The 23,366-nt window shown below is 56.8% G+C and carries 14 protein-coding genes and 8 pseudogenes; 4 read left to right on the top strand and 18 right to left on the bottom strand.

Annotation, left to right across the window (positions count from 1 at the left end; all coding sequences use genetic code 11):
• Positions 1-87 precede the first annotated feature (87 nt).
• The 11 genes and pseudogenes from FDY98_RS26350 to FDY98_RS22245 all read right to left on the bottom strand — a co-directional run bounded on the left by FDY98_RS26350 (position 88) and on the right by FDY98_RS22245 (position 14,329).
• Positions 88-1,113 carry an immunoglobulin-like domain-containing protein gene (locus FDY98_RS26350; protein ID WP_340147094.1) on the bottom strand — a complete coding sequence of 342 codons (1,026 nt, stop codon included), beginning with the start codon at positions 1,111-1,113 and terminating at the stop codon, positions 88-90.
• A complete protein-coding gene (locus FDY98_RS28840; protein ID WP_340146939.1) occupies positions 999-1,985 on the bottom strand; it encodes an immunoglobulin-like domain-containing protein in 987 nt (328 codons plus the stop codon). Before FDY98_RS28840 ends, FDY98_RS26350 begins: the two co-directional genes overlap by 115 nt.
• Before the next feature lie 138 nt (positions 1,986-2,123).
• The gene (locus FDY98_RS22205; protein ID WP_155706211.1) at positions 2,124-2,786 is read right to left on the bottom strand and encodes an immunoglobulin-like domain-containing protein; all 663 of its coding nucleotides are present in this window, start codon (positions 2,784-2,786) and stop codon (positions 2,124-2,126) included.
• Positions 2,755-4,020, bottom strand: a complete 1,266-nt coding sequence (locus tag FDY98_RS28845) for an immunoglobulin-like domain-containing protein (protein ID WP_155706214.1) — start codon at positions 4,018-4,020, stop codon at positions 2,755-2,757. The genes FDY98_RS22205 and FDY98_RS28845 overlap by 32 nt, the downstream gene beginning before the upstream one ends.
• A gap of 83 nt (positions 4,021-4,103) precedes the next feature.
• Positions 4,104-6,737, bottom strand: a pseudogene (locus FDY98_RS26355) (retention module-containing protein); the annotation flags it as partial.
• 232 nt (positions 6,738-6,969) lie between these two features.
• Entirely contained in the window at positions 6,970-7,551 is a 582-nt protein-coding gene (locus FDY98_RS22220) for a helix-turn-helix transcriptional regulator (protein WP_340146940.1), read from the bottom strand.
• A 49-nt stretch (positions 7,552-7,600) separates the two neighbouring features.
• A pseudogene (locus FDY98_RS22225) lies at positions 7,601-9,021 on the bottom strand (HlyD family type I secretion periplasmic adaptor subunit); the annotation flags it as partial.
• Positions 9,021-11,193, bottom strand: a pseudogene (locus FDY98_RS22230) (type I secretion system permease/ATPase). The pseudogenes FDY98_RS22230 and FDY98_RS22225, both read right to left, overlap by 1 nt.
• A gap of 124 nt (positions 11,194-11,317) precedes the next feature.
• Positions 11,318-12,820: a TolC family outer membrane protein gene (locus tag FDY98_RS22235; RefSeq protein WP_340146941.1), complete on the bottom strand. Its 1,503-nt coding sequence runs from the start codon at positions 12,818-12,820 to the stop codon at positions 11,318-11,320.
• 370 nt (positions 12,821-13,190) lie between these two features.
• Positions 13,191-14,063 carry a DMT family transporter gene (locus FDY98_RS22240; RefSeq protein WP_027960155.1) on the bottom strand — a complete coding sequence of 291 codons (873 nt, stop codon included), beginning with the start codon at positions 14,061-14,063 and terminating at the stop codon, positions 13,191-13,193.
• Complete coding sequence (locus tag FDY98_RS22245; protein WP_027960154.1) at positions 14,060-14,329, bottom strand: SelT/SelW/SelH family protein; 270 nt, start codon at positions 14,327-14,329, stop codon at positions 14,060-14,062. The genes FDY98_RS22240 and FDY98_RS22245 overlap by 4 nt, the downstream gene beginning before the upstream one ends.
• Before the next feature lie 121 nt (positions 14,330-14,450).
• Between FDY98_RS22245 and FDY98_RS22250 the strand changes: the two are divergent.
• From FDY98_RS22250 to ettA, 4 genes and pseudogenes are all read left to right on the top strand, one after another.
• Positions 14,451-15,762, top strand: a pseudogene (locus tag FDY98_RS22250) (MFS transporter).
• Positions 15,763-15,996: 234 nt separating this feature from the next.
• Positions 15,997-16,431 (top strand): PAS domain S-box protein, encoded by a 435-nt coding sequence (locus FDY98_RS22255; RefSeq protein WP_022522746.1) that lies wholly within the window; start codon positions 15,997-15,999, stop codon positions 16,429-16,431.
• A 188-nt stretch (positions 16,432-16,619) separates the two neighbouring features.
• Complete coding sequence (locus FDY98_RS22260; RefSeq protein WP_442907978.1) at positions 16,620-16,853, top strand: PA3496 family putative envelope integrity protein; 234 nt, start codon at positions 16,620-16,622, stop codon at positions 16,851-16,853.
• Positions 16,854-17,014: 161 nt separating this feature from the next.
• A pseudogene (gene ettA, locus FDY98_RS22265) lies at positions 17,015-18,674 on the top strand (energy-dependent translational throttle protein EttA).
• A gap of 96 nt (positions 18,675-18,770) precedes the next feature.
• Here ettA and FDY98_RS22270 read toward each other — a convergent pair.
• The 7 genes and pseudogenes from FDY98_RS22270 to phaR form a co-directional block, all read right to left on the bottom strand.
• A pseudogene (locus FDY98_RS22270) lies at positions 18,771-18,928 on the bottom strand (DUF1328 domain-containing protein).
• A gap of 71 nt (positions 18,929-18,999) precedes the next feature.
• The gene (gene coq7 / locus FDY98_RS22275) at positions 19,000-19,695 is read right to left on the bottom strand and encodes a 2-polyprenyl-3-methyl-6-methoxy-1,4-benzoquinone monooxygenase (RefSeq protein WP_155706217.1); all 696 of its coding nucleotides are present in this window, start codon (positions 19,693-19,695) and stop codon (positions 19,000-19,002) included.
• Positions 19,680-20,018 (bottom strand): annotated as a pseudogene (locus FDY98_RS22280) (histidine triad nucleotide-binding protein). Before FDY98_RS22280 ends, coq7 begins: the two are co-directional and overlap by 16 nt.
• Before the next feature lie 112 nt (positions 20,019-20,130).
• A pseudogene (locus FDY98_RS22285) lies at positions 20,131-21,001 on the bottom strand (phosphoribulokinase).
• On the bottom strand, positions 21,001-21,441 hold the full coding sequence (locus FDY98_RS22290; protein WP_022522742.1) for an acyl-CoA thioesterase: 441 nt from the start codon (positions 21,439-21,441) through the stop codon (positions 21,001-21,003). Before FDY98_RS22290 ends, FDY98_RS22285 begins: the two are co-directional and overlap by 1 nt.
• Before the next feature lie 41 nt (positions 21,442-21,482).
• Positions 21,483-22,769, bottom strand: a complete 1,287-nt coding sequence (purD, locus tag FDY98_RS22295; protein ID WP_022522741.1) for a phosphoribosylamine--glycine ligase — start codon at positions 22,767-22,769, stop codon at positions 21,483-21,485.
• Between the two features lie 67 nt (positions 22,770-22,836).
• Entirely contained in the window at positions 22,837-23,343 is a 507-nt protein-coding gene (phaR, locus tag FDY98_RS22300; RefSeq protein ID WP_009287676.1) for a polyhydroxyalkanoate synthesis repressor PhaR, read from the bottom strand.
• Between the last annotated feature and the right edge of the window lie 23 nt (positions 23,344-23,366).

The following is a 23,366-nucleotide window of genomic DNA, read 5'->3' on the forward strand; positions in this document are numbered from 1 at the left end:
TTACCCGGGTGCCGGGTTCGTCGGTGACGGTGACGCTGGTCTCACCGGCGGTGACGAGTTGTTCGAACTCACTGTCGCTGTCGTTCTCTACCGTGGCGATGCTGTTGACCAGGGTGCTTGGCCGCCTTCGAAGGCGTCGTCGGCGGCGGTCACGGTGGCGCTGCCGCTGAGTTCTCCGGCGGCGATGGTGACCGTGGAACCGTCGGCGAGGCGGAACTCGAGGCCGTTGTGTCCGCTGAGGTCGGCGCCTTGCGGGCCGGTCAGCGTCACGGTGTAGGTGACGGTGCCGCCTTCGGCGACGCTGTCACTGTCGGCACTCAGGGTGGCGGTGACGGTGTCGATAGTGTCGATGACCGTGGTCTCGGCGGCGTCGCCCAGGGTGACGTTCTCGAACGCGCTGCCGTCGGTGGCCGCGGCGTCTTCAAGGGCCACGGTGACGTTCTCGCCGTCCACGAAGACGTCGTCGCCTTGCGGGTCACGGGTGTAGGTGGCGTCGGTCTCGCCGGCGGCGATGGTGACGGTGTTGCCGCCGTCCAGGGTGACGGTGACCTCGCGGTCGACCGCTTCACTGAGGCTGACCGTGAAGGTCTGCTCTTCGGCTTCGCTGAACTCGGCTTGGTCGGCCACGATGCTGACGCTGATCGCGTCGCCGCCATTGGGATCACCAGGATCGCCAGGGTTACCCGGGGTGCCGGGTTCGTCGGTGACGGTGACGCTGGTCTCACCGGCGGTGACGAGTTGTTCGAACTCACTGTCGCTGTCGTTCTCTACCGTGGCGATGCTGTTGACCAGGGTGGCTTGGCCGCCTTCGAAGGCGTCGTCGGCGGCGGTCACGGTGGCGCTGCCGCTGAGTTCTCCGGCGGCGATGGTGACCGTGGAACCGTCGGCGAGGCGGAACTCGAGGCCGTTGTGTCCGCTGAGGTCGGCGCCTTGCGGGCCGGTCAGCGTCACGGTGTAGGTGACGGTGCCGCCTTCGGCGACGCTGTCACTGTCGGCACTCAGGGTGGCGGTGACGGTGTCGATAGTGTCGATGACCGTGGTCTCGGCGGCGTCGCCCAGGGTGACGTTCTCGAACGCGCTGCCGTCGGTGGCCGCGGCGTCTTCAAGGGCCACGGTGACGTTCTCGCCGTCCACGAAGACGTCGTCGCCTTGCGGGTCACGGGTGTAGGTGGCGTCGGTCTCGCGGCGGCGATGGTGACGGTGTTGCCGCCGTCCAGGGTGACGGTGACGTCGCGGTCGACCGCTTCACTGAGGCTGACCGTGAAGGTCTGCTCTTCGGCTTCGCTGAACTCGGCTTGGTCGGCCACGATGCTGACGCTGATCGCGTCGCCGCCATTGGGATCACCAGGATCGCCAGGGTTACCCGGGGTGCCGGGTTCGTCGGTGACGGTGACGCTGGTCTCACCGGCGGTGACGAGTTGTTCGAACTCACTGTCGCTGTCGTTCTCTACCGTGGCGATGCTGTTGACCAGGGGGCTTGGCCGCCTTCGAAGGCGTCGTCGGCGGCGGTCACGGTGGCGCTGCCGCTGAGTTCTCCGGCGGCGATGGTGGACCGTGGAACCGTCGGCGAGGCGGAACTCGAGGCCGTTGTGTCCGCTGAGGTCGGCGCCTTGCGGGCCGGTCAGCGTCACGGTGTAGGTGACGGTGCCGCCTTCGGCGACGCTGTCACTGTCGGCACTCAGGGGCGGTGACGGTGTCGATAGTGTCGATGACCGTGGTCTCGGCGGCGTCGCCCAGGTGACGTTCTCGAACGCGCTGCCGTCGGTGGCCGCGGCGTCTTCAAGGGCCACGGTGACGTTCTCGCCGTCCACGAAGACGTCGTCGCCTTGCGGGTCACGGGTGTAGGTGGCGTCGGTCTCGCCGGCGGCGATGGTGACGGTGTTGCCGCCGTCCAGGGTGACGGTGACCTCGCGGTCGACCGCTTCACTGAGGCTGACCGTGAAGGTCTGCTCTTCGGCTTCGCTGAACTCGGCTTGGTCGGCCACGATGCTGACGCTGATCGCGTCGCCGCCATTGGGATCACCAGGATCGCCAGGGTTACCCGGGGTGCCGGGTTCGTCGGTGACGGTGACGCTGGTCTCACGCGGTGACGAGTTGTTCGAACTCACTGTCGCTGTCGTTCTCTACCGTGGCGATGCTGTTGACCAGGGTGGCTTGGCCGCCTCGAAGGCGTCGCCGGCGGCGGTCACGGTGGCGCTGCCGCTGAGTTCTCCGGCGGCGATGGTGACCGTGGAACCGTCGGCGAGGCGGAACTCGAGGCCGTTGTGTCCGCTGAGGTCGGCGCCTTGCGGGCCGGCCAGCGTCACGGTGTAGGTGACGGTGCCGCCTTCGGCGACGCTGTCACTGTCGGCACTCAGGTGGCGGTGACGGTGTCGATAGTGTCGATGACCGTGGTCTCGGCGGCGTCGCCCAGGGTGACGTTCTCGAACGGCTGCCGTCGGTGGCCGCGGCGTCTTCAAGGGCCACGGTGACGTTCTCGCCGTCCACGAAGACGTCGTCGCCTTGCGGTCACGGGTGTAGGTGGCGTCGGTCCTCGCCGGCGGCGATGGTGACGGTGTTGCCGCCGTCCAGGGTGACGGTGACGTCGCGGTCGACCGCTTCACTGAGGCTGACCGTGAAGGTCTGCTCTTCGGCTTCGCTGAACTCGCTTGGTCGGCCACGATGCTGACGCTGATCGCGTCGCCGCCATTGGGATCACCAGGATCGCCAGGGTTACCCGGGGTGCCGGGTTCGTCGGTGACGGTGACGCTGGTCTCACCGGCGGTGACGAGTTGTTCGAAACTCACTGTCGCTGTCGTTCTCTACCGTGGCGATGCTGTTGACCAGGGTGGCTTGGCCGCCTTCGCAGGCGTCGTCGGCGGCGGTCACGGTGGCGCTGCCGCTGAGTTCTCCGGCGGCGATGGTGACCGTGGAACCGTCGGCGAGGCGGAACTCGAGGCCGTTGTGTCCGCTGAGGTCGGCGCCTTGCGGGCCGGTCAGCGTCACGGTGTAGGTGACGGTGCCGCCTTCGGCGACGCTGTCACTGTCGGCACTCAGGGTGGCGGTGACGGTGTCGATAGTCGATGACCGTGGTCTCGGCGGCGTCGCCCAGGGTGACGTTCTCGAACGCGCTGCCGTCGGTGCCGCGGCGTCTTCAAGGGCCACGGTGACGTTCTCGCCGTCCACGAAGACGTCGTCGCCTTGCGGGTCACGGGTGTAGGTGGCGTCGGTCTCGCCGGCGGCGATGGTGACGGTGTTGCCGCCGTCCAGGGTGACGGTGACCTCGCGGTCGACCGCTTCACTGAGGCTGACCGTGAAGGTCTGCTCTTCGGCTTCGCTGAACTCGGCTTGGTCGGCCACGATGCTGACGCTGATCGCGTCGCCGCCATTGGGATCACCAGGATCGCCAGGGTTACCCGGGGTGCCGGGTTCGTCGGTGACGGTGACGCTGGTCTCACCGGCGGTGACGAGTTGTTCGAACTCACTGTCGCTGTCGTTCTCTACCGTGGCGATGCTGTTGACCAGGGTGGCTTGGCCGCCTTCGAAGGCGTCGTCGGCGGCGGTCACGGTGGCGCTGCCGCTGAGTTCTCCGGCGGCGATGGTGACCGTGGAACCGTCGGCGAGGCGGAACTCGAGGCCGTTGTGTCCGCTGAGGTCGGCGCCTTGCGGGCCGGTCAGCGTCACGGTGTAGGTGACGGTGCCGCCTTCGGCGACGCTGTCACTGTCGGCACTCAGGGTGGCGGTGACGGTGTCGATAGTGTCGATGACCGTGGTCTCGGCGGCGTCGCCCAGGGTGACGTTCTCGAACGCGCTGCCGTCGGTGGCCGCGGCGTCTTCAAGGGCCACGGTGACGTTCTCGCCGTCCACGAAGACGTCGTCGCCTTGCGGGTCACGGGTGTAGGTGGCGTCGGTCTCGCCGGCGGCGATGGTGACGGTGTTGCCGCCGTCCAGGGTGACGGTGACGTCGCGGTCGACCGCTTCACTGAGGCTGACCGTGAAGGTCTGCTCTTCGGCTTCGCTGAACTCGGCTTGGTCGGCCACGATGCTGACGCTGATCGCGTCGCCGCCATTGGGATCACCAGGATCGCCAGGGTTACCGGGGTGCCGGGTTCGTCGGTGACGGTGACGCTGGTCTCACCGGCGGTGACGAGTTGTTCGAACTCACTGTCGCTGTCGTTCTCTACCGTGGCGATGCTGTTGACCAGGGTGGCTTGGCCGCCTTCGAAGGCGTCGTCGGCGGCGGTCACGGTGGCGCTGCCGCTGAGTTCTCCGGCGGCGATGGTGACCGTGGAACCGTCGGCGAGGCGGAACTCGAGGCCGTTGTGTCCGCTGAGGTCGGCGCCTTGCGGGCCGGCCAGCGTCACGGTGTAGGTGACGGTGCCGCCTTCGGCGACGCTGTCACTGTCGGCACTCAGGGTGGCGGTGACGGTGTCGATAGTGTCGATGACCGTGGTCTCGGCGGCGTCGCCCAGGGTGACGTTCTCGAACGCGCTGCCGTCGGTGGCCGCGGCGTCTTCAAGGGCCACGGTGACGTTCTCGCCGTCCACGAAGACGTCGTCGCCTTGCGGGTCACGGGTGTAGGTGGCGTCGGTCTCGCCGGCGGCGATGGTGACGGTGTTGCCGCCGTCCAGGGTGACGGTGACCTCGCGGTCGACCGCTTCACTGAGGCTGACCGTGAAGGTCTGCTCTTCGGCTTCGCTGAACTCGGCTTGGTCGGCCACGATGCTGACGCTGATCGCGTCGCCGCCATTGGGATCACCAGGATCGCCAGGGTTACCCGGGGTGCCGGGTTCGTCGGTGACGGTGACGCTGGTCTCACCGGCGGTGACGAGTTGTTCGAACTCACTGTCGCTGTCGTTCTCTACCGTGGCGATGCTGTTGACCAGGGTGGCTTGGCCGCCTTCGAAGGCGTCGTCGGCGGCGGTCACGGTGGCGCTGCCGCTGAGTTCTCCGGCGGCGATGGTGACCGTGGAACCGTCGGCGAGGCGGAACTCGAGGCCGTTGTGTCCGCTGAGGTCGGCGCCTTGCGGGCCGGTCAGCGTCACGGTGTAGGTGACGGTGCCGCCTTCGGCGACGCTGTCACTGTCGGCACTCAGGGTGGCGGTGACGGTGTCGATAGTGTCGATGACCGTGGTCTCGGCGGCGTCGCCCAGGGTGACGTTCTCGAACGCGCTGCCGTCGGTGGCCGCGGCGTCTTCAAGGGCCACGGTGACGTTCTCGCCGTCCACGAAGACGTCGTCGCCTTGCGGGTCACGGGTGTAGGTGGCGTCGGTCTCGCCGGCGGCGATGGTGACGGTGTTGCCGCCGTCCAGGGTGACGGTGACCTCGCGGTCGACCGCTTCACTGAGGCTGACCGTGAAGGTCTGCTCTTCGGCTTCGCTGAACTCGGCTTGGTCGGCCACGATGCTGACGCTGATCGCGTCGCCGCCATTGGGATCACCAGGATCGCCAGGGTTACCCGGGGTGCCGGGTTCGTCGGTGACGGTGACGCTGGTCTCACCGGCGGTGACGAGTTGTTCGAACTCACTGTCGCTGTCGTTCTCTACCGTGGCGATGCTGTTGACCAGGGTGGCTTGGCCGCCTTCGAAGGCGTCGTCGGCGGCGGTCACGGTGGCGCTGCCGCTGAGTTCTCCGGCGGCGATGGTGACCGTGGAACCGTCGGCGAGGCGGAACTCGAGGCCGTTGTGTCCGCTGAGGTCGGCGCCTTGCGGGCCGGTCAGCGTCACGGTGTAGGTGACGGTGCCGCCTTCGGCGACGCTGTCACTGTCGGCACTCAGGGTGGCGGTGACGGTGTCGCTGTCGTCAATCGTGACGACGGTGGCTTCGGCACTGCTATCCAGGGACTCGAACTCACCACCAGTAGTGCCTGTGATAGCAAAAGTCTGGCTTTCCTCGCCTTGCTCGTAGACATCATCCGAGCGGCTGTCGAAGGTCACACTGCCAGTTGTTTCACCCGCGGCAATAGTGATCTGTTGCCCATTATTCAGTGTAATAACCAACGGACTGCCCTGAGGGGCGCTGCTAACGCTGGCTGAAACGGTGATCGACTCACCTTCAATGACCTGCTGAGGAACACTTAGGGTAATAACACCAGTCACTCCAGTACCTGGAGTTGGTTCTGGCTCAGGGGTCGGTTCTGGCTCAGGGGTCGGTTCTGGCTCAGGGGTCGGTTCTGGCTCAGGGGTCGGTTCTGGTTCGGGGGCCGGTTCTGGCTCGGGGGTCGGTTCTGGCTCGGGGGTCGGTTCGGGTTCTTGCTCAGGCACTTCATCAGCGGTAGCCGTTGCTACAGCACCACCGTCAAATTCAACAAACTCAGTGCCCTCTAGACCACCTTCGGTGCTGAAACTAAGCGGATCGGTTTCTTCGGCGATACGAGCAACGCGTACGAAATCGCTGCCACCGCCACCGCCACCGGCACCACCACCGGCTGCAGTCGCGTCAAGCAGGTCAAGTAAATCGCCCTCTCCGTCGTCTAGGGCGGCAAGCAGGGCATCAAGATCGTCGTCTTGGGCACTGGCGTCTTCCGTTGCAACGATAAGATCACTAACCAAGTCGGCAGTAACGGCCACCTCTTGACCGCCCTCTACTACATTGGCGTCCGTACCGTCAGCGAAATCTAGCTCTACGCGACCATTATCGGAGGTGATTAGCGTTTCGCCTTCTTGAAGCGTATCACCAATGCGCAGCTCACGTAGATTGCCAGCTTCGTCACGCGCCCATGCTTGCCCTGTAATAGCGATTACCGTTGCAGTTGCCATGTGTCACTCCTAGATCATTGACCGATCACTGTTTGGTACCACTTAATCCTAGTGAATTAGCACTAGTGAGATTAGCGGCATATGAATCCATCCTAGGTGAGTAAGCAATTAAAAAGTATTGTACCGATGGACAAAAAAATGAGGCCTTTAGGCCTCATTCTGTAACGCAACAACGACTGATTAGTGATGCCACTATTGGTGAATATCTCCCAACAATTAATGTCTGGCTATGCTAAGAACTTAACTGTTCAGCAATCGGGGCCAGCTTAAGGATCAACTGCAGCCGATCCCGTACCGCTAATTTTTTAAAAATAGCGCTTAAATGCGCCTTAACGGTACGCTCGGTAATATCCAACTGTCTCGCCACCTCTTTATTGGTAGCACCCCGAGCCACGGCGAGTGCCACTCCTCGCTCCCGCTCAGTTAGCAGTTCAAGATATTCACTATACTGAAATGAGGCGCCTTGATGGCGCTGCTGGAGCGTCTTAAATGAGCCACCCAGCACTTTGGCTAGCAGCTCTTGTCCTACCCATATGCCTTGATTGGTCACCACCAATGCCACCTGCTTAAGCACCTCAGGGGCGGCTAAGGTATGCACATAGCCACGAGCACCAAGATCTAACGCTCTCAACGCTTCCCGGTCATCCGGTGCATAACTGAGCACTACGGCAACAGCACCTTCAGCAACAATTAAAGGGACTAACTGTGGCCAATTTTTAACAGTAGTGGAAAGCCATACCAAGTCGTTCGGTTGAGCCGATTGGAGCACGGCTTCAGGGTCTGATGAACCAATATTTTCAAACGCTTTTTCCAACGCCTTTTAAACTACCGCGCTGGTAATGAACCAATGCTTCATCAGCGTTCCCCCAGGAATCACGCCACGCTCTTAAGACAGGTTTCAGCATAAACTGCATCACTGTGCGCTTGCCCGTTACTATGTCCACTTGCGCCGTCATGCCGGGAATTACTTGTAGTTTATCGGCGACATTTTCGTTTTCTAAACTGCGCACCCGCACTTGATAGAAGGTATTACCGTCATCATCAGTAATGGTATCGGCGCTAATACGCTCAAGCTCGGCCTGTAAGCCACCATAAATGGCATAGTCATAGGCCGTCAGTTTGATAGTCGCAGGCTGCCCAGGATGCAAAAAGGCGATATCTTGCGGGGCGATGCGCGCCTCAACCAGCAGTTGGTCGTCAGTAGGCACGATTTCAACAACCTCTTCCCCTGGCTGAGCAACACCACCTATGGTGTTGATGTGTATGCGCTGAACAATACCATCAACCGGCGAGCGAATTTCGGTCAGTCGTACCCTATCCTGCAAACCAGTTCCCGATTGTTGCAATGCATTTAGGTCGCCCAACGTTTGAGCCAGATCATTCCGCCACTCACTCCGGCGTTCGGCACCCAGCTCCAGCAATTGCCCTTCTGCTTCTTCCACCCCGGCCTCTAAACGTGAAACAGCGGCATCCGCTTGGTTACGCTCCCCTGTGGCACTAGATACATCTCTCTCTAAGCGCAGCACTTCTACCTCAGACACAGCCCCCGAAGCCAACAGCGGGCGAGTCAAGTTAAGCTCTTGACTGGCCATATTGACTTCACGCTGGGCTGTATCACGGCGAGCTTGCGCCTCTCGCAGCTCTTCCTGACGCTGACGAATGCGGTCATTAAGCACATTTTCTTGTTCGCGCAACTCTTCACGACGGCTTTCATAACCTCGCGCTCTTGCATCACAATGTCAGGCACTTCTTGACGGAGCTCTTCGGAAGGCTCAAACGCAGTGCCCGTTGCTAGCGCACGTAGCCTTTCAGCACGCGCCTGAAGCGCATAACGCTGGGCACGGTTTTCTCGAAAATCAGAAACAAAGCGCGTAGGGTCGATCTGCATCAGCACTTGACCTGCCTCGACGATCTGCCCTTCGCGAATAAAGATCTGTTCAACAACGCCACCATCAAAAGACTGGATACGCTGTAGTTGGCTTGCAGGGATCACTCGCCCTGCCCCACGGGTTACTTCATCGATAGAAGCAAAATACGCCCACACTAACAACGCAACCACAGTGAGCAGGACGGTATAGAGGAATAACCGTGCACGAATGGGCTCTTGCTGCATACGCGCCCAGTCGGTATCGCTTGCCCAATCGCGGTTTAGGTGGGCAGAGGTCACACGCTTGGCAAACAACCGATCCATAAAAGGGCGAAATGGTTTTTGGCCTTTTTCTGAAAAACGGCCAATGGCGTCAAAACCTTTTTGCTCGGTCGTGGAAGAGGGTTTACGCGCCATTACGATGCCCTCCCGATCTGGCCTTTACGCAATGCCTCTACCACTGTATCCCGCGGGCCATCCGCCACGACCTTGCCGGCATCCATGACAATAATTCGGTCGACCAATGAGAGGAGCGAGGTACGGTGCGTGACCACTAGGATGGTTTTGCCAGCAGCGACGTTTTTAAGGTTGGCTTTAAACGCTTCTTCGCTAGCATTATCCATAGAGCTTGTCGGTTCATCTAACAGCAAAATAGGCGGATCCTGCACTAGCGCACGGGCAATGGCGACAGACTGTTTTTGCCCGCCGGAAAGTGCTTGGCCGCGTTCACCTACTTGCAAATCCACGCCATGTGGATGGTTGTTGACGAGTGACTCTAGGCCGGCCAAGTCAATCGCTCTAAGCAATGCCTCATCCTCAACGCGGTCGCTACCGCCACCCGCCACAATATTGTCCCGCAGAGATCCTGAAAACAGGCTAACGTCTTGAGGAACATAGCCAATATGACGGCGCAGCTGCAGTGGGTCTAACTGGCGAATATCCACGTTATCAACCAGCACGGCCCCCGAGGTTGGCTGATAAAAACCCTAGCACTAGCTTGTTTAATGAAGATTTGCCGCAACCAATGCGGCCAAGTAGCGCAACTTTCTCACCGGCTTTGACAGTTATCGATACATCCTTCAGCGCCTCGCGCTCTTCATTGGGGTAACGAAGAGTGACTTTCTCAAGGCGTATATTGCCGACGAAGCTGGCTTTTCTACATAAGCCTTGCCTTCATGGCGCTCAACCTTCTTATCCATTACCGCATTGAGTGACTCAAGCGCCGTGGAGGATTGATGATATTGCGCCAGCAGCGCTGCAGCCTGACTTATAGGTGCCATCGCCGGGAAGAGAGCAATAAGCGGCAATCAACCCACCCTGGGTGAGGTTACCTTCGATGATTTGATATACACCGACGATAATGACGCACACCGCCACACTGTGCTGCGCCCACTGGGCCACGCTGGAGACTGAGGTGCTCACCATCTTAAGCTGCGCGCCAGTACGGGAAAGGAAGGCCGATGATTTTTCCCAGTGGCGCTGGATACGGCTTTCAGCCCGCAGGGCCTTAACATTTTCTAATTGGGAAATAGACTCTACCAACAGTGAGTTGCGCTGTGCGCCGACTTCCCAGGTAGTTTGAGAAAGTTCATGAAGCTTACCCTGAGCAGCCAGCGCGTAGAGCAGCACAAATACGATGCCCACCAATACCGGCAGCACTAGCCAGGGATTAATCAGCGCGATAATCGCCGCAAACATCAGTACGAACGGAAGATCGACAATCCCCAGAATGGTCGCAGAACCAATAAACGCGCGTACCGACTCAAAAGACTGGAGCGTCGAAGTGAACGAGCCGGTTGATGCGGGGCGCTCTTCTAACGAAGGCCCAATGCTTTAGCCATGATTGAGGAAGAGAGCTTCACATCCGCACGGCTAGCGGCTAAGTCGACAAAGCTGCTGCGCATTAGCCTGAGTACCAAATCAAAGCACAGCACTATAAAGATGCCTATTGCCAGCACCCATAGCGTTTCCGTTGCCTGATTGGGCACTACTCGGTCATAGACGTTAAGCACGAACAGCGGCATGGCGATGGCGAACACATTGATCGCCACCGACCCCAACACGATATCGCGGTAGAGAGATCTATTTTCGCGAATGACGCCCCAAAACCAGTGCTGGTCGCGGCGCTTCTTGACGCCTGTTCAGACGCGTTATCCACTAGAAACTTAGGACGAACGTATATAGCTTCACCGCTATAGCCCGCATAGAGTTCGTCTAGGGCAGTTCAACGTTTGATTCAGATAGTTCAGGAAAAATGACGTTCGCTTTTTGCTGTTTGAGATCAATTCCCAACAGCACGCACGCCCTACCTGGTTCCAACAATAGAATAGCGGGGAAGAGCGCTGGGTTAAGCGCCGACAGCTTGCTTTTAACAATTCGCGCCGTCAGTCCAGCACGGGAGGCAGCCCTGCCAAATACGGAAGGCGTTAGCTTGCCCTGCTCCAAGGGCAAGCCAGCTCTAAGGGCCTCTGATGACACCTCATGCTGATGAAATGAGGCAACCGCTTTCAAACATTCGAGTAACTCATCGCCTACTGGCTGCTCGCTAGCATTTGCAGCGGCCGGCCTTTCCAGCTTGGTTTGTGTCACAGAGACCTCATTCCCCTAATGCCTATTTAGGCATCTATTTCCCCTATGATTAGCGAAAGCCGCTAACCCTTCGCCGCCAAACGACGAATAACTCTGTTTCTGCACAGCAAACTATTCGAACACGTTAGCCGTTAGTGACCAGCACATCCTCGTGGCCCAATTGCAGGTACTGGGAAATCATGACTGGCTGCTCATTGGCGGCGTAAGACGACGCTAGCGTATCAGCGTGAGCGGGTAACGAAGAAATACCGCGCGTAAAGTCTTCTAAATTAAAGCCACGAGGCCCTTCCGTTCCACAGGCCATCTCAGCGCTAAGTGTGGCGTCGTCGTACCCCAATTCATCAAGAGTGGGGATATCGTCACGCACCACTTCAAGGGTGTGCATAAGTTGCCCCATTGCTGCTAGCGTACGCGCTTGAGCCAAAGTTAAGTCAAACTCTGCATTCGCGTAGGCTCGACTAGCCTCGAAGTACTCGTTTTCACTATCAAGCACGTCTAACAAAGTACGTTGGCCAATATCAAACTGCTGCTGGTAAGCCCCACGAACCCGGTTGATCGATTGGCGATGATCATTCAGATAGCTCAATTGCTCACCCAAACGCTGGGTATCGTTATAAGCAATTTGCGTGGTTTGACGTACGTTTGTACAGGCCGTTTCGCGCTGATTGACGGCTTGTTCAATACGCGTGGCCGCCGCATCAAAAGCTGCACTATCAGAACCACCGCGATAGAGGTTCATGCTGGCGACCAGTTGAATACTGTGCTCATCACTGCGCCCAGCTATCGAGTCGTCTTGATTATTGGTGCCCGTACGTCCCTGTATATCCAGGCGGGGCATAAAGGCGGCCTTCGCAGCCTCTTGTTCCGCACGTTGCACAGCAATATTTTCAATCGCGGCATGGAACTCAGGGTTCCCCTCAAATGCCATTTCGATCGCTTGGTTGACACCAGCGGGTAGTTCATCGGCCAAGCTAGGTGCAGGCGACATATTCTGAGGAGGAAGTTCGCCTACGATACGCTGATAGCGAGCCGTTACATCGTGCAGGTTCGACGCCTCGGTCATCAAGTTGGATTCGGCTAACGCCAAACGGCCGCTAATTTGCTCTAGGTCAACGCCACGGCCCGCCCCGGAAAGCGCACGCTCTTCAATTTGCGAGAACACACGTTGGTGTTCGCGGTAATTATCTTGAGCTAAACGCACCATCTCGCGGTAGCGAAGCACATCAAGGTAGGTGCGAAAAGCTTCAAGCGTCACCTCTTCACTTGCACCCAGCAGCTCAAAATAGGCAATCAGCCGAGTGCGATCCAAACGCTCTACTTCGCTACGGGTGGCAAACCCATCAAACACCATTTGGGTGAGCGTGAGCTCAGCAAAGTCACTGCTATAGCTTCCGCGCCCATCATTTTGCTGGTCTTGCCGACCCACGCCCGCAGAGATATCAATCGAAGGCAAATAATTACCCTTTGCGACTCTGACATCGCTCCCAGAAGCGCTAAAGTTCGCCCATGCAGCGTTTACATCGGGATTAGTAATGATCGTTTGTTGAATAGTACTGGGAAGATCAGTGGCACCTGGCGCGTAGAGGCTAGCGGTAGCGACTGCGCTAATGCCGTAAGCGGGACACACGCTAACGTGGTCATTGTCAGCGGCTTAAAAACATGGTGACAGAAGGTTTTTTTTAGTCTCGATACGGCATTTTTTTTCATCGTCAGCGTTCCCTATGATGTGGCACTCATTGCACGCAGCTCATTATTCGTGTGACCCATTGAGCCATGCTGCACTATTGCTTCAAGCGTAAGCTCGCGAAGTCTCATCCCGAAGTGAGCCTGTGTCCCTACGAGCGCCCAATTTTTGAAGTAAACACATGGTAGATAAAACTTAATTAGCTGAGCTTAGCCTAATTTAGTTAATTTCCTACTCATCCTGAGGCTATAAAACCAAATGTCACAAAAAATTACAATAAGAACACCATTAAAACACAAAAAAATATTCAGAATTATTCGTTTTTCTGTGCTTGTTGCAGCCCGAGCCCCAGCAGTATCAGCACTAGCCCAATCAACGTTGAAGGCAAAATAGGCTCTCCCACTACCAGGAAAAGTAACAGCAGTGATACAGGAGGTGAGAGAAAAATCAGGTTGGAGACTTTGGCCGTGCGCGACACTTTATGCACTGCCAACTGCCACAGAATGAAGGCCACCCCCATTTCAAATAGCCCCACATACACACCAGCACCAAAGGCAGGCCAACCGTGCCACTGGTAACCGGGGCCCAGTAATAGCAATAGGGTCAACACAGGTAGGCCAACGCTAAAGTTTTGCCACTGGCCAACAAGGGGTGGTCGGCTATCCCGCGCATTAAGCAGCCAATACAGCGCCCAAAGAAGAGTCGAAGCGAGTGCCAGCACGACCCCTAACGGGTCGGCAAAAGAGACATTTAAAATCGCGCCTCGTGTTGCTATCACCCATACGCCTGCGTAGGCGACCAGCCCAGCAACAATATCCATACGCGTTAAGCGCTGCCCGAGCAAAGGCACGGCCAAAAACGCCATCGCTAAGGCCCAGGTGTAATTTAGTGCCATCGCCTCTTGCCCTGGGAGACGGTCATAGGCGGCGAAGAGCACCAAATAATAAGCCACTGGGTTCATAAGCCCTGCCCACGCTGCTGTCTTCCAACCGGTGCGCAACGCTGTGGCGATATTTCCCTGCTTGATGACCAGCGCCCCCATCAGTGCCCAAGAAACAAGCGCTGCGAGCCACATCAGCTCTAGAGGGCTCATCCAAGCGAGTGCCACTTTGAAGGCCGTTGCCACCGTCGACCATAATGCGACGGCCCCTAAGCCAAACAGGATTGCTTGCCTATCCTGATTCATCGGTCGATATGCCCTAAATCTCGACCCGGCTCCAACTGGTCGCGTACACGCTGTTTAAGAAGCTTGATATCTGGGAAACCGCCATCGCGCTTGCGCTCCCATAACAGCAGATCATCACACCAGATCTCGAACGTACCCCCATGGGAAGGGGCTAATGAGACCTCGCTTAAACCTTCACCAAAGGTTGAGAGCAATTCCTGTGCATACCAACCACTGCGCAGCAGCCATTGGCATTGCGTGCAATAACGGATTTGAATACGTGACATCCCTGATCTCCCAGGCAAGTTAATGTGGCATTCTAAAAGGATATTCTGTCATTTTGAGATGGCTTGAGATAGCTCTCTTGAGACAGGTCGCTTGAGATAGGTCGATTAAGAAGGAGTCCCAATGGCCGAGCATAACGTTTCACAAACTCGCCTGTATGAGTGGCTAACGGGCGATGACGACAGCCGCATGTGCGACGACATACCTGAAAGCGCCTGCGACGAACAACCGCGTAATTTTTTTCTACATATATGGGCCTCTTTGGGCAATAAACTGGCTGACGAGCTGTCGAGCGCGCGTTTAGTCTTACCCTGGCTGATGGGCATTATTGGCGCTCCCATCTGGATGGTAGGTCTGCTGGTCCCCATCCGAGAATCGGGTGCCCTGCTGCCGCAAATCTTCGTAGCGGGGTTTATTCGCTTAAAACCTAAGCGCAAATGGGTGTGGGTGGTCGGCGCGCTGACCCAAGCCTTCGCTGCCTTAACGCTTGCCGTACTGGCGTTGTTCGCCACCGGCACCTTGGGCGGAGCGTTAGTGCTCACAGCATTAGTTCTGCTCTCACTGGCACGTGGCTTATCCTCAATTGCCACAAAAGATGTGCTGGGCAAAACCATTGCCAAGCGCCGCCGCGGTACGCTAATGGGCTGGAGCGGCAGCATTGCTGGTGGTGCAACGCTGGTCGCTGGGACACTGCTAATGTTTTGAGAGCCGACCCGGCCATTTAGTGGTGGCGATACTGCTGGCCATAGCTGCCTGCGGGTGGCTAATCAATGCCATCGCCGCCGCACGCATCAAAGAAGCCCCTGGGGCAGTAGAAGGCGGCGAAAACGGCTGGGACAGTATTAAACAGGGACTGTCGCTGTTAAAAGATGACCGTACTTTTTTACACTTCAACCTTGCCAGGGCGCTGCTGCTCTCAAGTGCACTCGCCCTACCCTACATCGCCCTGCTAGGGCAAAACCAAAGCGGCACCGACCTGGGAGGCCTGGGTATACTGATTGTGATGTCGGGGCTGGCCGCGATGGTAGCTAGCCCGGCATGGGGGAAACGGGCGGATCAGTCGAGCCGTGGCGTGATGCGCGATGCGGCGATCGGTACCGCCATTTGCTGCATAATGGGCGCTAGTTTAGCTTGGTTACCCGGCGAGTGGACACACAGCATATGGCCCTATACGGCAGTTTATGCACTACTCGTGATTGTTCACCACGGCGTACGCTTAGGGCGTAAAACCTACCTCGTCGATATGGCCAGCCAAGATAATCGTGCGCTTTACGTGGCGCTCTCGAATACCTTAACCGGCGTATTAATGTTGATTGTAGGTGGCCTTATTGGCGCTTTTGCCCAGTGGTTTGGTAGCGGCACATTACTCCTCATGCTAGCGGCTACCGCCGTGGGGGCCATACTTAGCACCCATCAATTACCTGAAGTCGAGTGACGCGCCACTGGTAACTACATGTATTCAAGCGTGCTATCGAGAGTTCTACCTACATTAGCGTAACGTTCGCGATTGCAATGCGTGACAACGCTCGCCATGATAGGGCCGAATAGCAGTGATGTAGTGGCGCCTTTGCTATGCTGCCTATAATAAGTGATTGGAAATTCCGTTAGCTCATGGGCGAAAGCGACTGTGAACGACGGAAAGGATTGGAGCTGCAACAGGAACCCCTTGATGAAACGATCTCCATTGATCAGTCCAGAATTGCTCGAACGTATTGTTGACGCATCGGAAGACGGCATTGTCGTTGCCGAACAGGAAGGGGATGAAAATATCCTCATCTACGTCAACAAAGGCTTTGAGCGCTTGACGGGCTATAGTGCTGATGAAATTCTGTATCGCGATTGCCGCTTTTTACAGAACGAAGACCGCGACCAGGACGCGCTTGTCGCCATTCGAGATGCGCTAAACGAGGGCCGACCTTCTCGAGAAGTACTGCGTAATTATCGCAAAGACGGCACCATGTTTTGGAATGAACTTTCCATTACGCCGGTCTATGACGAAGCAGACAAGCTGATGTATTACATTGGCGTGCAAAAAGATGTAACGGAGCGTGTAGAAACACAGCTTGCGCTAGCGGAGTTACAAAAGCAGCGAGAAAACAGCTAATCATTAACTTTCTCACTAAAAAAAACTATAAAGCTTGAACTTCATCCCAACTGGCGTTATATAGCGGCAAGGCGCTTGAATTGCGCTAGGCGCTTCACTTTGCAGTTGGCATGTGTTTAATAAACTGCACATGTACTCGCGTGAAGCCGTTGTTACGCCGGCACGCCGGCTGGGTTGGAGGACATCACATGAGCCGTGATCCCCTAAGTCGTGAGACCCTAAGTCATGAAACCTTAGGCAACGAAACACTCGACTCAGATGAGTTCGAAAGCTTAGACGCCGTCAATGACGACCACTACAACAGAAGCAAACCGAGCAAAGCTGACAGCTTACGCGCGCGGCGCCAAGTCGAGGCTGGTTGGAAGAGCGACGACTTCAGCGCGCCATCGAAGATGACTGGGACGAAGAAGAGTAATCCTTGAGCAGCTTGGCCTTCTCAGCAAATGAGCGGGCCTGGCTAGCCAACACCTCAAGTAGCCTAGCCTTTCCTGGTGCAGACCACTATCATCACGCTTCAGCCAGCAATAAGAGCCAGCAGCCTGCTGCTGTCGCTTTCTTCTTTTCAACAACTTAACGGATCTCCATGGCGCAATACGTTTTTCACCATGAACCGGGTTGGCAAAGTAGTGCCGCCCAAAAAGCAAATTCTCAAGGATATTTCGCTCTCGTTTTTCCCTGGCGCCAAAATCGGCGTTCTGGGGCTTAACGGTTCGGGCAAATCCACACTGCTGCGCATTATGGCCGGTGTCGATAAAGAGTTTGAAGGTGAAGCTCGTCCGATGCCTGGCATCAATGTTGGCTACCTTCCACAGGAGCCGCAGCTAGATGACGAGAAAAACGTCCGCGACACCGTCGAAGAAGCACTGGGGGCGATCAAAGATGCCCAGGAGAAGTTGGATGGGGTGTATGCGGCCTACGCAGAGCCCGACGCCGACTTTGATGCGCTAGCCAGCGAGCAGGCCCGGCTTGAAAATATTATCGAAGCTGCTGATGCGCATAACCTGGAACGCAAACTTGACGTTGCTGCCGAAGCACTGCGACTCCCCCCCTGGGATGCCAAAGTGGGCAACCTCTCAGGTGGTGAGCGCCGTCGTGTAGCACTCTGCCGCTTACTGCTCTCCAGCCCCGATATGCTGCTGCTTGACGAGCCTACCAACCACCTGGATGCAGAATCGGTGGCTTGGCTTGAACGCTTCCTTCACGACTATAACGGTACAGTAGTGGCGATCACCCACGACCGCTACTTCCTGGACAACGTGGCGGTTGGATTTTGGAGCTTGATCGTGGCCAAGGCATACCCTTCGAGGGTAACTACTCCCAGTGGCTGGAGCAGAAAGATCAGCGTTTGAACCAGGAAGCCAAGCAGGAAGCCTCGCGTCAGAAAGCCATCAAGCAAGAGCTTGAGTGGGTGCGCAGTAACGCCAAAGGCCGCCAGGCAAAAAGCAAAGCACGCCTCAACCGCTTTGAAGAGATGCAGTCTGGCGACTTCCAAAAGCGCAATGAAACCAATGAAATTTATATTCCGCCTGGCCCGCGCCTGGGCGATAACGTCATTGAGTTTCGTGATGTGGCTAAACGCTTCGATGACAAGCTGCTCTACCAGAACCTCTCCTTCACCATTCCCAGGGTGCGATCGTTGGTATCGTCGGTGGTAACGGTGCGGGTAAATCGACGCTCTTTAAACTGATTACCGGTAAAGAGCAGCCGGACGAAGGCGAAGTCCTGGTGGGTGAAACGGTCGATATCGCTTACGTCGAACAGCTACGCGACGGCTTAGATGACAAGCAGAGCGTGTGGGAAGCCGTTTCGGATGGTCAGGATATCCTTAATATTAACGGCTACGAAGTCTCCTCGCGTGCCTATGTGGGTCGCTTCAACTTTAAGGGTAACGACCAGCAGAAGCGTTTGTCGGAGCTTTCCGGTGGTGAGCGCGGTCGCTTACAGCTTGCCCAAACGCTCAAGCAAGGCGCTAACGTGCTGCTGCTCGATGAGCCCTCCAACGACCTGGATATTGAAACCCTGCGGGCACTGGAGACGCGCTTCTAGCCTTCCCAGGCTGCGCGATGGTGATCTCTCACGATCGTTGGTTCCTTGACCGTATCGCCACGCACATTATGGCCTTTGAAGGTGACTCTGAAGTGGTCTTATTTGAAGGCAACTACGCGGAGTACGAAGAGGATCATAGAAAGCGGGTCGGAAACGATACGCCTAAGCGCATGAAGTATAAGCGTATTGATGCTTAATCATTAGCATCACGCTGGCAGTCAATGCTGACAGCAAAAGGCCCCGCAGAGCGGGGGCCTTTTAGTTTGTGTTTGCACTGACGCTAGCGCAAAGCCCTAACGTCTGCGGCCGGTAAAAAATGACACAAGAAACAAATAAGAAACAGCACAAACAAAATTTGCGCAATGGTGGACGCCGCCCCGGCAATGCCAGAAAAACCGACCGCCCCAGCGATGATCGCAATAATTAAAAACAGCACTGCATTGCCTAGCATCTTCTTGCTCCTCTCCTTGGTAACGACTTCCCTACACCGCCACTTAACCCATTATGCAGCGTGAATATGTCTCAGAGATGATAGGCGCTTTTAGTCATTACCTTAGAGGCCAGCCGTATGCCCCACTTCACCGGTGCCGGAAAGCGAACGCCCCCCGCTTCTAAGGCAAGCTGAGCATGGTGAGCTTCATCAACTGCCATCTGGCGCAGTATGGCGCGGGAGCGGTTGTCGCCACGGGGTAGCGACTGTTGGTGTGAATCAAGATGCTTACCTACCTGCTCTTCGGTCGCGGCGACCAATCCCAAACTAATACGATCACTGACCGCCCCAGTGGCCACGCCAATGCCAAAGGAAGCGGCATAAAACAACGGGTTTAAGCAGCTTGTTCGGCTCTGCAACTGCTCTAGACGCTCATCACACCAGGCAAGATGATCGATCTCCTCTAGCGCCGACTGCTCCATCTGGTGACGCACATGAGGAAGTTTAGCGGTCACGCCCTGCCCCTGATACAGCGCTTGAACACACACCTCACCAGTATGGTTGATACGCATCAAACCTGCTGCATGGCGGCGCTCTTGATCGTCGAACGTTCCCTCAGCCACACCTTCAGCGGGGCTGGTGCGCTGTGGTGAAGCAGCGTGTGGCATAAGCGTTCGTAAAACGGTATCGAACTGATGTATCAGCGATCTGAACGACTCTGTTGACGATCCATGGCAACACTCCGTTGACTTGCGATAGCGATCTGCCGAACTCAACCGGCAGGCCATGTGAATGCACGCCCACCGAGTAGATGCATATGAATATGGTAGACCGTTTGTCCGCCCATTTCGTTGCAGTTCATCACCACGCGGTAGCCATCTTCAGCAAACCCCTGCTCGCGGGCAAGCTTGGCGGCGGTAAACTGAAGCCGCCCTACTGTGGCAATATCAGCCTCATCGATATCATTGAGCGTGGCGATATGCTTTTTAGGAATGATTAGCTGATGAGTAGGCGCCTGGGGCCAATATCATTGAATGCCAACACGTGGTCATCTTCATAAACGATATCAGGGAATTTCACGGTTAATGATTTTACAAAACAGACAATCCATACAGCTCTCCTTTATTAACTACTTGCCACTTAAGTGTCGAATTATCTCTGCCAGTCTGATGATTGCACCGATGAATTGCACCGGTGAGAGGTAGCTTCAAGCCCGCTACCTTTTAACGAAAGCGTCTCTGGGAAAGAAGATGCCTAACCAAGGGGCAAGAATCAACTCCATCGCCAGCGACATCCGCGCCCCCGGCACCACTAACGTGTGCGGACGGGTCATAAACGAGTCCTTAATCATCGCCAGCAGCCAAGGGAAATCAACGGTGGAGGGATCACGAAAACGGATGACCACGAACGACTCAGCGTCGGTGGGAATATCCTGAACTTCAAAGGGGTTAGAGGTGTCGACAGTGGGCACACGTTGAAAATTGATGTGAGTACGCGAAAACTGCGGTTGGATGTAGCGCACATAGTCATCCATCCGACCCAGGATAGTGTCAATGACCGCTTCTTGTGAGTAGCCCCGCAGCTTGGTATCACGGTCGATCTTTTGAATCCACTCAAGATTCATGGTTGGCGCCACACCAACCAACAGATCCACATGGGGGCAATGTCATACTCCTCAGTGACCAGCCCACCATGTAAGCCTTCATAAAACAGCAGGTCGGTACCACAGGGCAGCGACTGCCACTCGGTGAAAGTACCTACCCGGCAGCCTGCTTCAATTTTCTGCTTATCCTCAGCATGGATATAGTGCCGAAAAGTACCCGAACCGTGTTCGCCATACTCACTAAACAACCCTTCCAGACGATCCAGCAAATTCGCCTCTACGGCAAAATGCGAAAGTTCGTCTTTGCGTTCTGGCTCTTCTCGGAAGATGCGGTGCAGGTCATCACGGGTATAGCGGTGAAAGGCATCGCCATCGACCATTGCTGCATGCACATCTTCGCGCAGAAACATGCGCTCAAAGCTGCGCTTCACGGTGGTGGTACCCGCCCCTGAGGAACCGGTTACCGCGATAATCGGATACTCCCGAGACATCAGCCATACCTCGCGTGGGAAAGCGCTTGTTTAACCTGCTCGGGTACTTCGACAGGACGCCCAGTAGCACGATCAATCAGTAGCTGATTGATCCGTGCGGTAGCGACTACCTGCTGAGAATCTGCCTGGTAGATGCGCTGATAGATCGTCAACGCTTTGCCTTGGGGCTCGGGTACAGCGGTGGCAATCGTTAGGCCATCGGGCCAGCGCGCTTCACTTTGATACTGAACGGCGAGATCAGCGACCACCGAAGGGTATCCCTGCATATCCCACTCAGGCAGATCCAGTGCAGCAAAGGCTTGAATGCGCGCCTCGTGGAGCAGTGATACCAGCGCATCATGCCCCAAGTGACGGCCGTAGTTCATATCGGTTACCCTCACGGTCAAGGGGTGACGATGTATGACCGCCTCAGCGGGAAAGTCCAGCTTGACACGCTCCATGCCCTGTTTCCTCGTCAGTATTAGCTTAGCGTAAGGCGTGCTTACTCCTCTCGGGCAATCGCCCTGAAGGCGATATCACGGCGACACTCGACGCCGTCCCAGTGAATAGCATTAACGCCTTGGTACGCTTGCTGCTGCGCCGCTGAGACGCTATTGCCCAATGCCGTTACACACAGCACACGTCCACCTGCCGTAATAATCTCGCCCTGAGAATCCTGCGCGGTACCGGCGTGGAACACTTTGCAGCCCGTTTCTTCAGCCGCAGCTAAACCGTGAATCACATCACCCTTGCGGTAGCTGCCAGGGTAGCCTCCGGCCGCCAGCACCACGCCCACCGCTGCACGGGAATCCCATTCGCAGCGTTGCCCATCCAGCTTGCCCTGGGCACCCGCTAAGCAAAGCTCAGCGAAGTCAGAGGTTAAGCGCAGCATGATTGGCTGAGTTTCAGGATCACCAAAGCGGCAGTTGTACTCAATAACCTTGGGGTTACCCGCCGCGTCGATCATCAGGCCTGCATATAAGAACCCTGTATAAGCATTGCCTTCTGCAGCCATGCCCCTCACGGTGGGCAGAATGACCTGCTCCATGATACGTGCATCAACCTCGGGCGTGACCACAGGCGCTGGTGAATAGGCGCCCATACCGCCGGTATTAGGGCCGGTATCACCATCATAAGCGCGTTTGTGGTCTTGGCTGGTGGCCATGGGTACCACATGCTCGCCGTCCACCATGACAATAAAGCTCGCCTCTTCGCCCTCCAGAAACTCTTCGATAACCACGCGAGCGCCTGCACCGCCGAAGGCATTGGCCTCCAGCATATCGCGAATAGCAGCCTCAGCTTCGGCTTCACTCAGCGCCACGATGACGCCTTTGCCCGCTGCTAGGCCATCCGCCTTAATCACAATGGGTGCGCCCATTTTGCTTAAATAGGCAAGCGCAGAGTCTACGTCAGTAAACGTTTGGTAGTCAGCCGAAGGAATATCATGACGGGCCAGGAAGTCCTTGGTAAATGATTTTGAGCCTTCCAACTGAGCAGCCGCCTGAGTAGGGCCAAAGATAGTCAGACCGGCCGCTTGGAACCGGTCAACAACACCTTCAACCAAGGGAGCCTCCGGCCCCACCACGGTCAAGCCAATCTGCTCATCACGGGCAAAAGCGACCAGGCTGTCGAGATCCGTTGCGGCAATCGCTACGTTGGTCAGCTTCGCTTCCGCCGCGGTGCCGGCATTGCCGGGGGCGACAAAGACCTGCTCAACCTGGGTAGATTGCGCCAATTTCCAAGCCAGGGCGTGCTCGCGACCACCGCCGCCTATCATCAAAACCTTCATGTGCATCCTTCTCAAACGGGAGAGCGTATATCGGCGGCATTATGCCACAGCGCAGCACCAAGTGGGGTCAGGAGGAGGGTTTGTTATCTTTGCTGGTATCGTTGCTATCGCTCTCAGGCTGCTCAGCATCACTCGACTCATCGGCTTGACCCGGCTGATTCAAGGTATTTTGCCAAAAGCGCATGTTCTCTTCGGCAAGCTCACGCATAAATTCTAACGGCGTGTTGCGCATTGCCTGTTTCCACTGGCTCTGCAAACGTTTCTGCTGCTCCAACATCAGTTGCGTACCTTGTTCGAGGTAACGCGACAGCGGCAACGGTGAGGTCATATCGTAAACCCGGATAAGCTGCGCTAGAAGATCGTTTGAAAACACTTCCGCTTCGCTATCCGCTTGCTCCTGCTCAATAATGATAGAGAGCAGAATAGTCCGCGTCAGGTCTTCTCCGCTTTTGGCATCTTCCACCCTGAACGGCTCTTCTTCGATGATTAAACGACGCAGGTCTTCCAGCGTCACATAACGACTCTGCTGAGTATCGTACAACCTGCGGTTTGCATATTTGCGAATTACGCGCACGGCGCATCTCCTTAAACGCGATA

It is taken from the genome of Halomonas sp. PA16-9 (genome assembly GCF_009728585.1).
GTDB lineage: Bacteria > Pseudomonadota > Gammaproteobacteria > Pseudomonadales > Halomonadaceae > Vreelandella > Vreelandella titanicae.

Bases quoted from the DNA above. Each gene is read 5' to 3' on its own strand.
- purD (WP_022522741.1), bottom strand. From the start codon at position 22,769: ATGAAGGTTTTGATGATAGGCGGCGGTGGTCGCGAGCACGCCCTGGCT.
- FDY98_RS22245 (WP_027960154.1), bottom strand. From the start codon at position 14,329: ATGTCACGTATTCAAATCCGTTATTGCACGCAATGCCAATGGCTGCTG.
- coq7 (WP_155706217.1), bottom strand. From the start codon at position 19,695: ATGGCCTGCCGGTTGAGTTCGGCAGATCGCTATCGCAAGTCAACGGAG.
- FDY98_RS22240 (WP_027960155.1), bottom strand. From the start codon at position 14,063: ATGAATCAGGATAGGCAAGCAATCCTGTTTGGCTTAGGGGCCGTCGCA.
- FDY98_RS22260 (WP_442907978.1), top strand. From the start codon at position 16,620: ATGAGCCGTGATCCCCTAAGTCGTGAGACCCTAAGTCATGAAACCTTA.
- FDY98_RS22255 (WP_022522746.1), top strand. From the start codon at position 15,997: ATGAAACGATCTCCATTGATCAGTCCAGAATTGCTCGAACGTATTGTT.
- FDY98_RS22290 (WP_022522742.1), bottom strand. From the start codon at position 21,441: ATGGAGCGTGTCAAGCTGGACTTTCCCGCTGAGGCGGTCATACATCGT.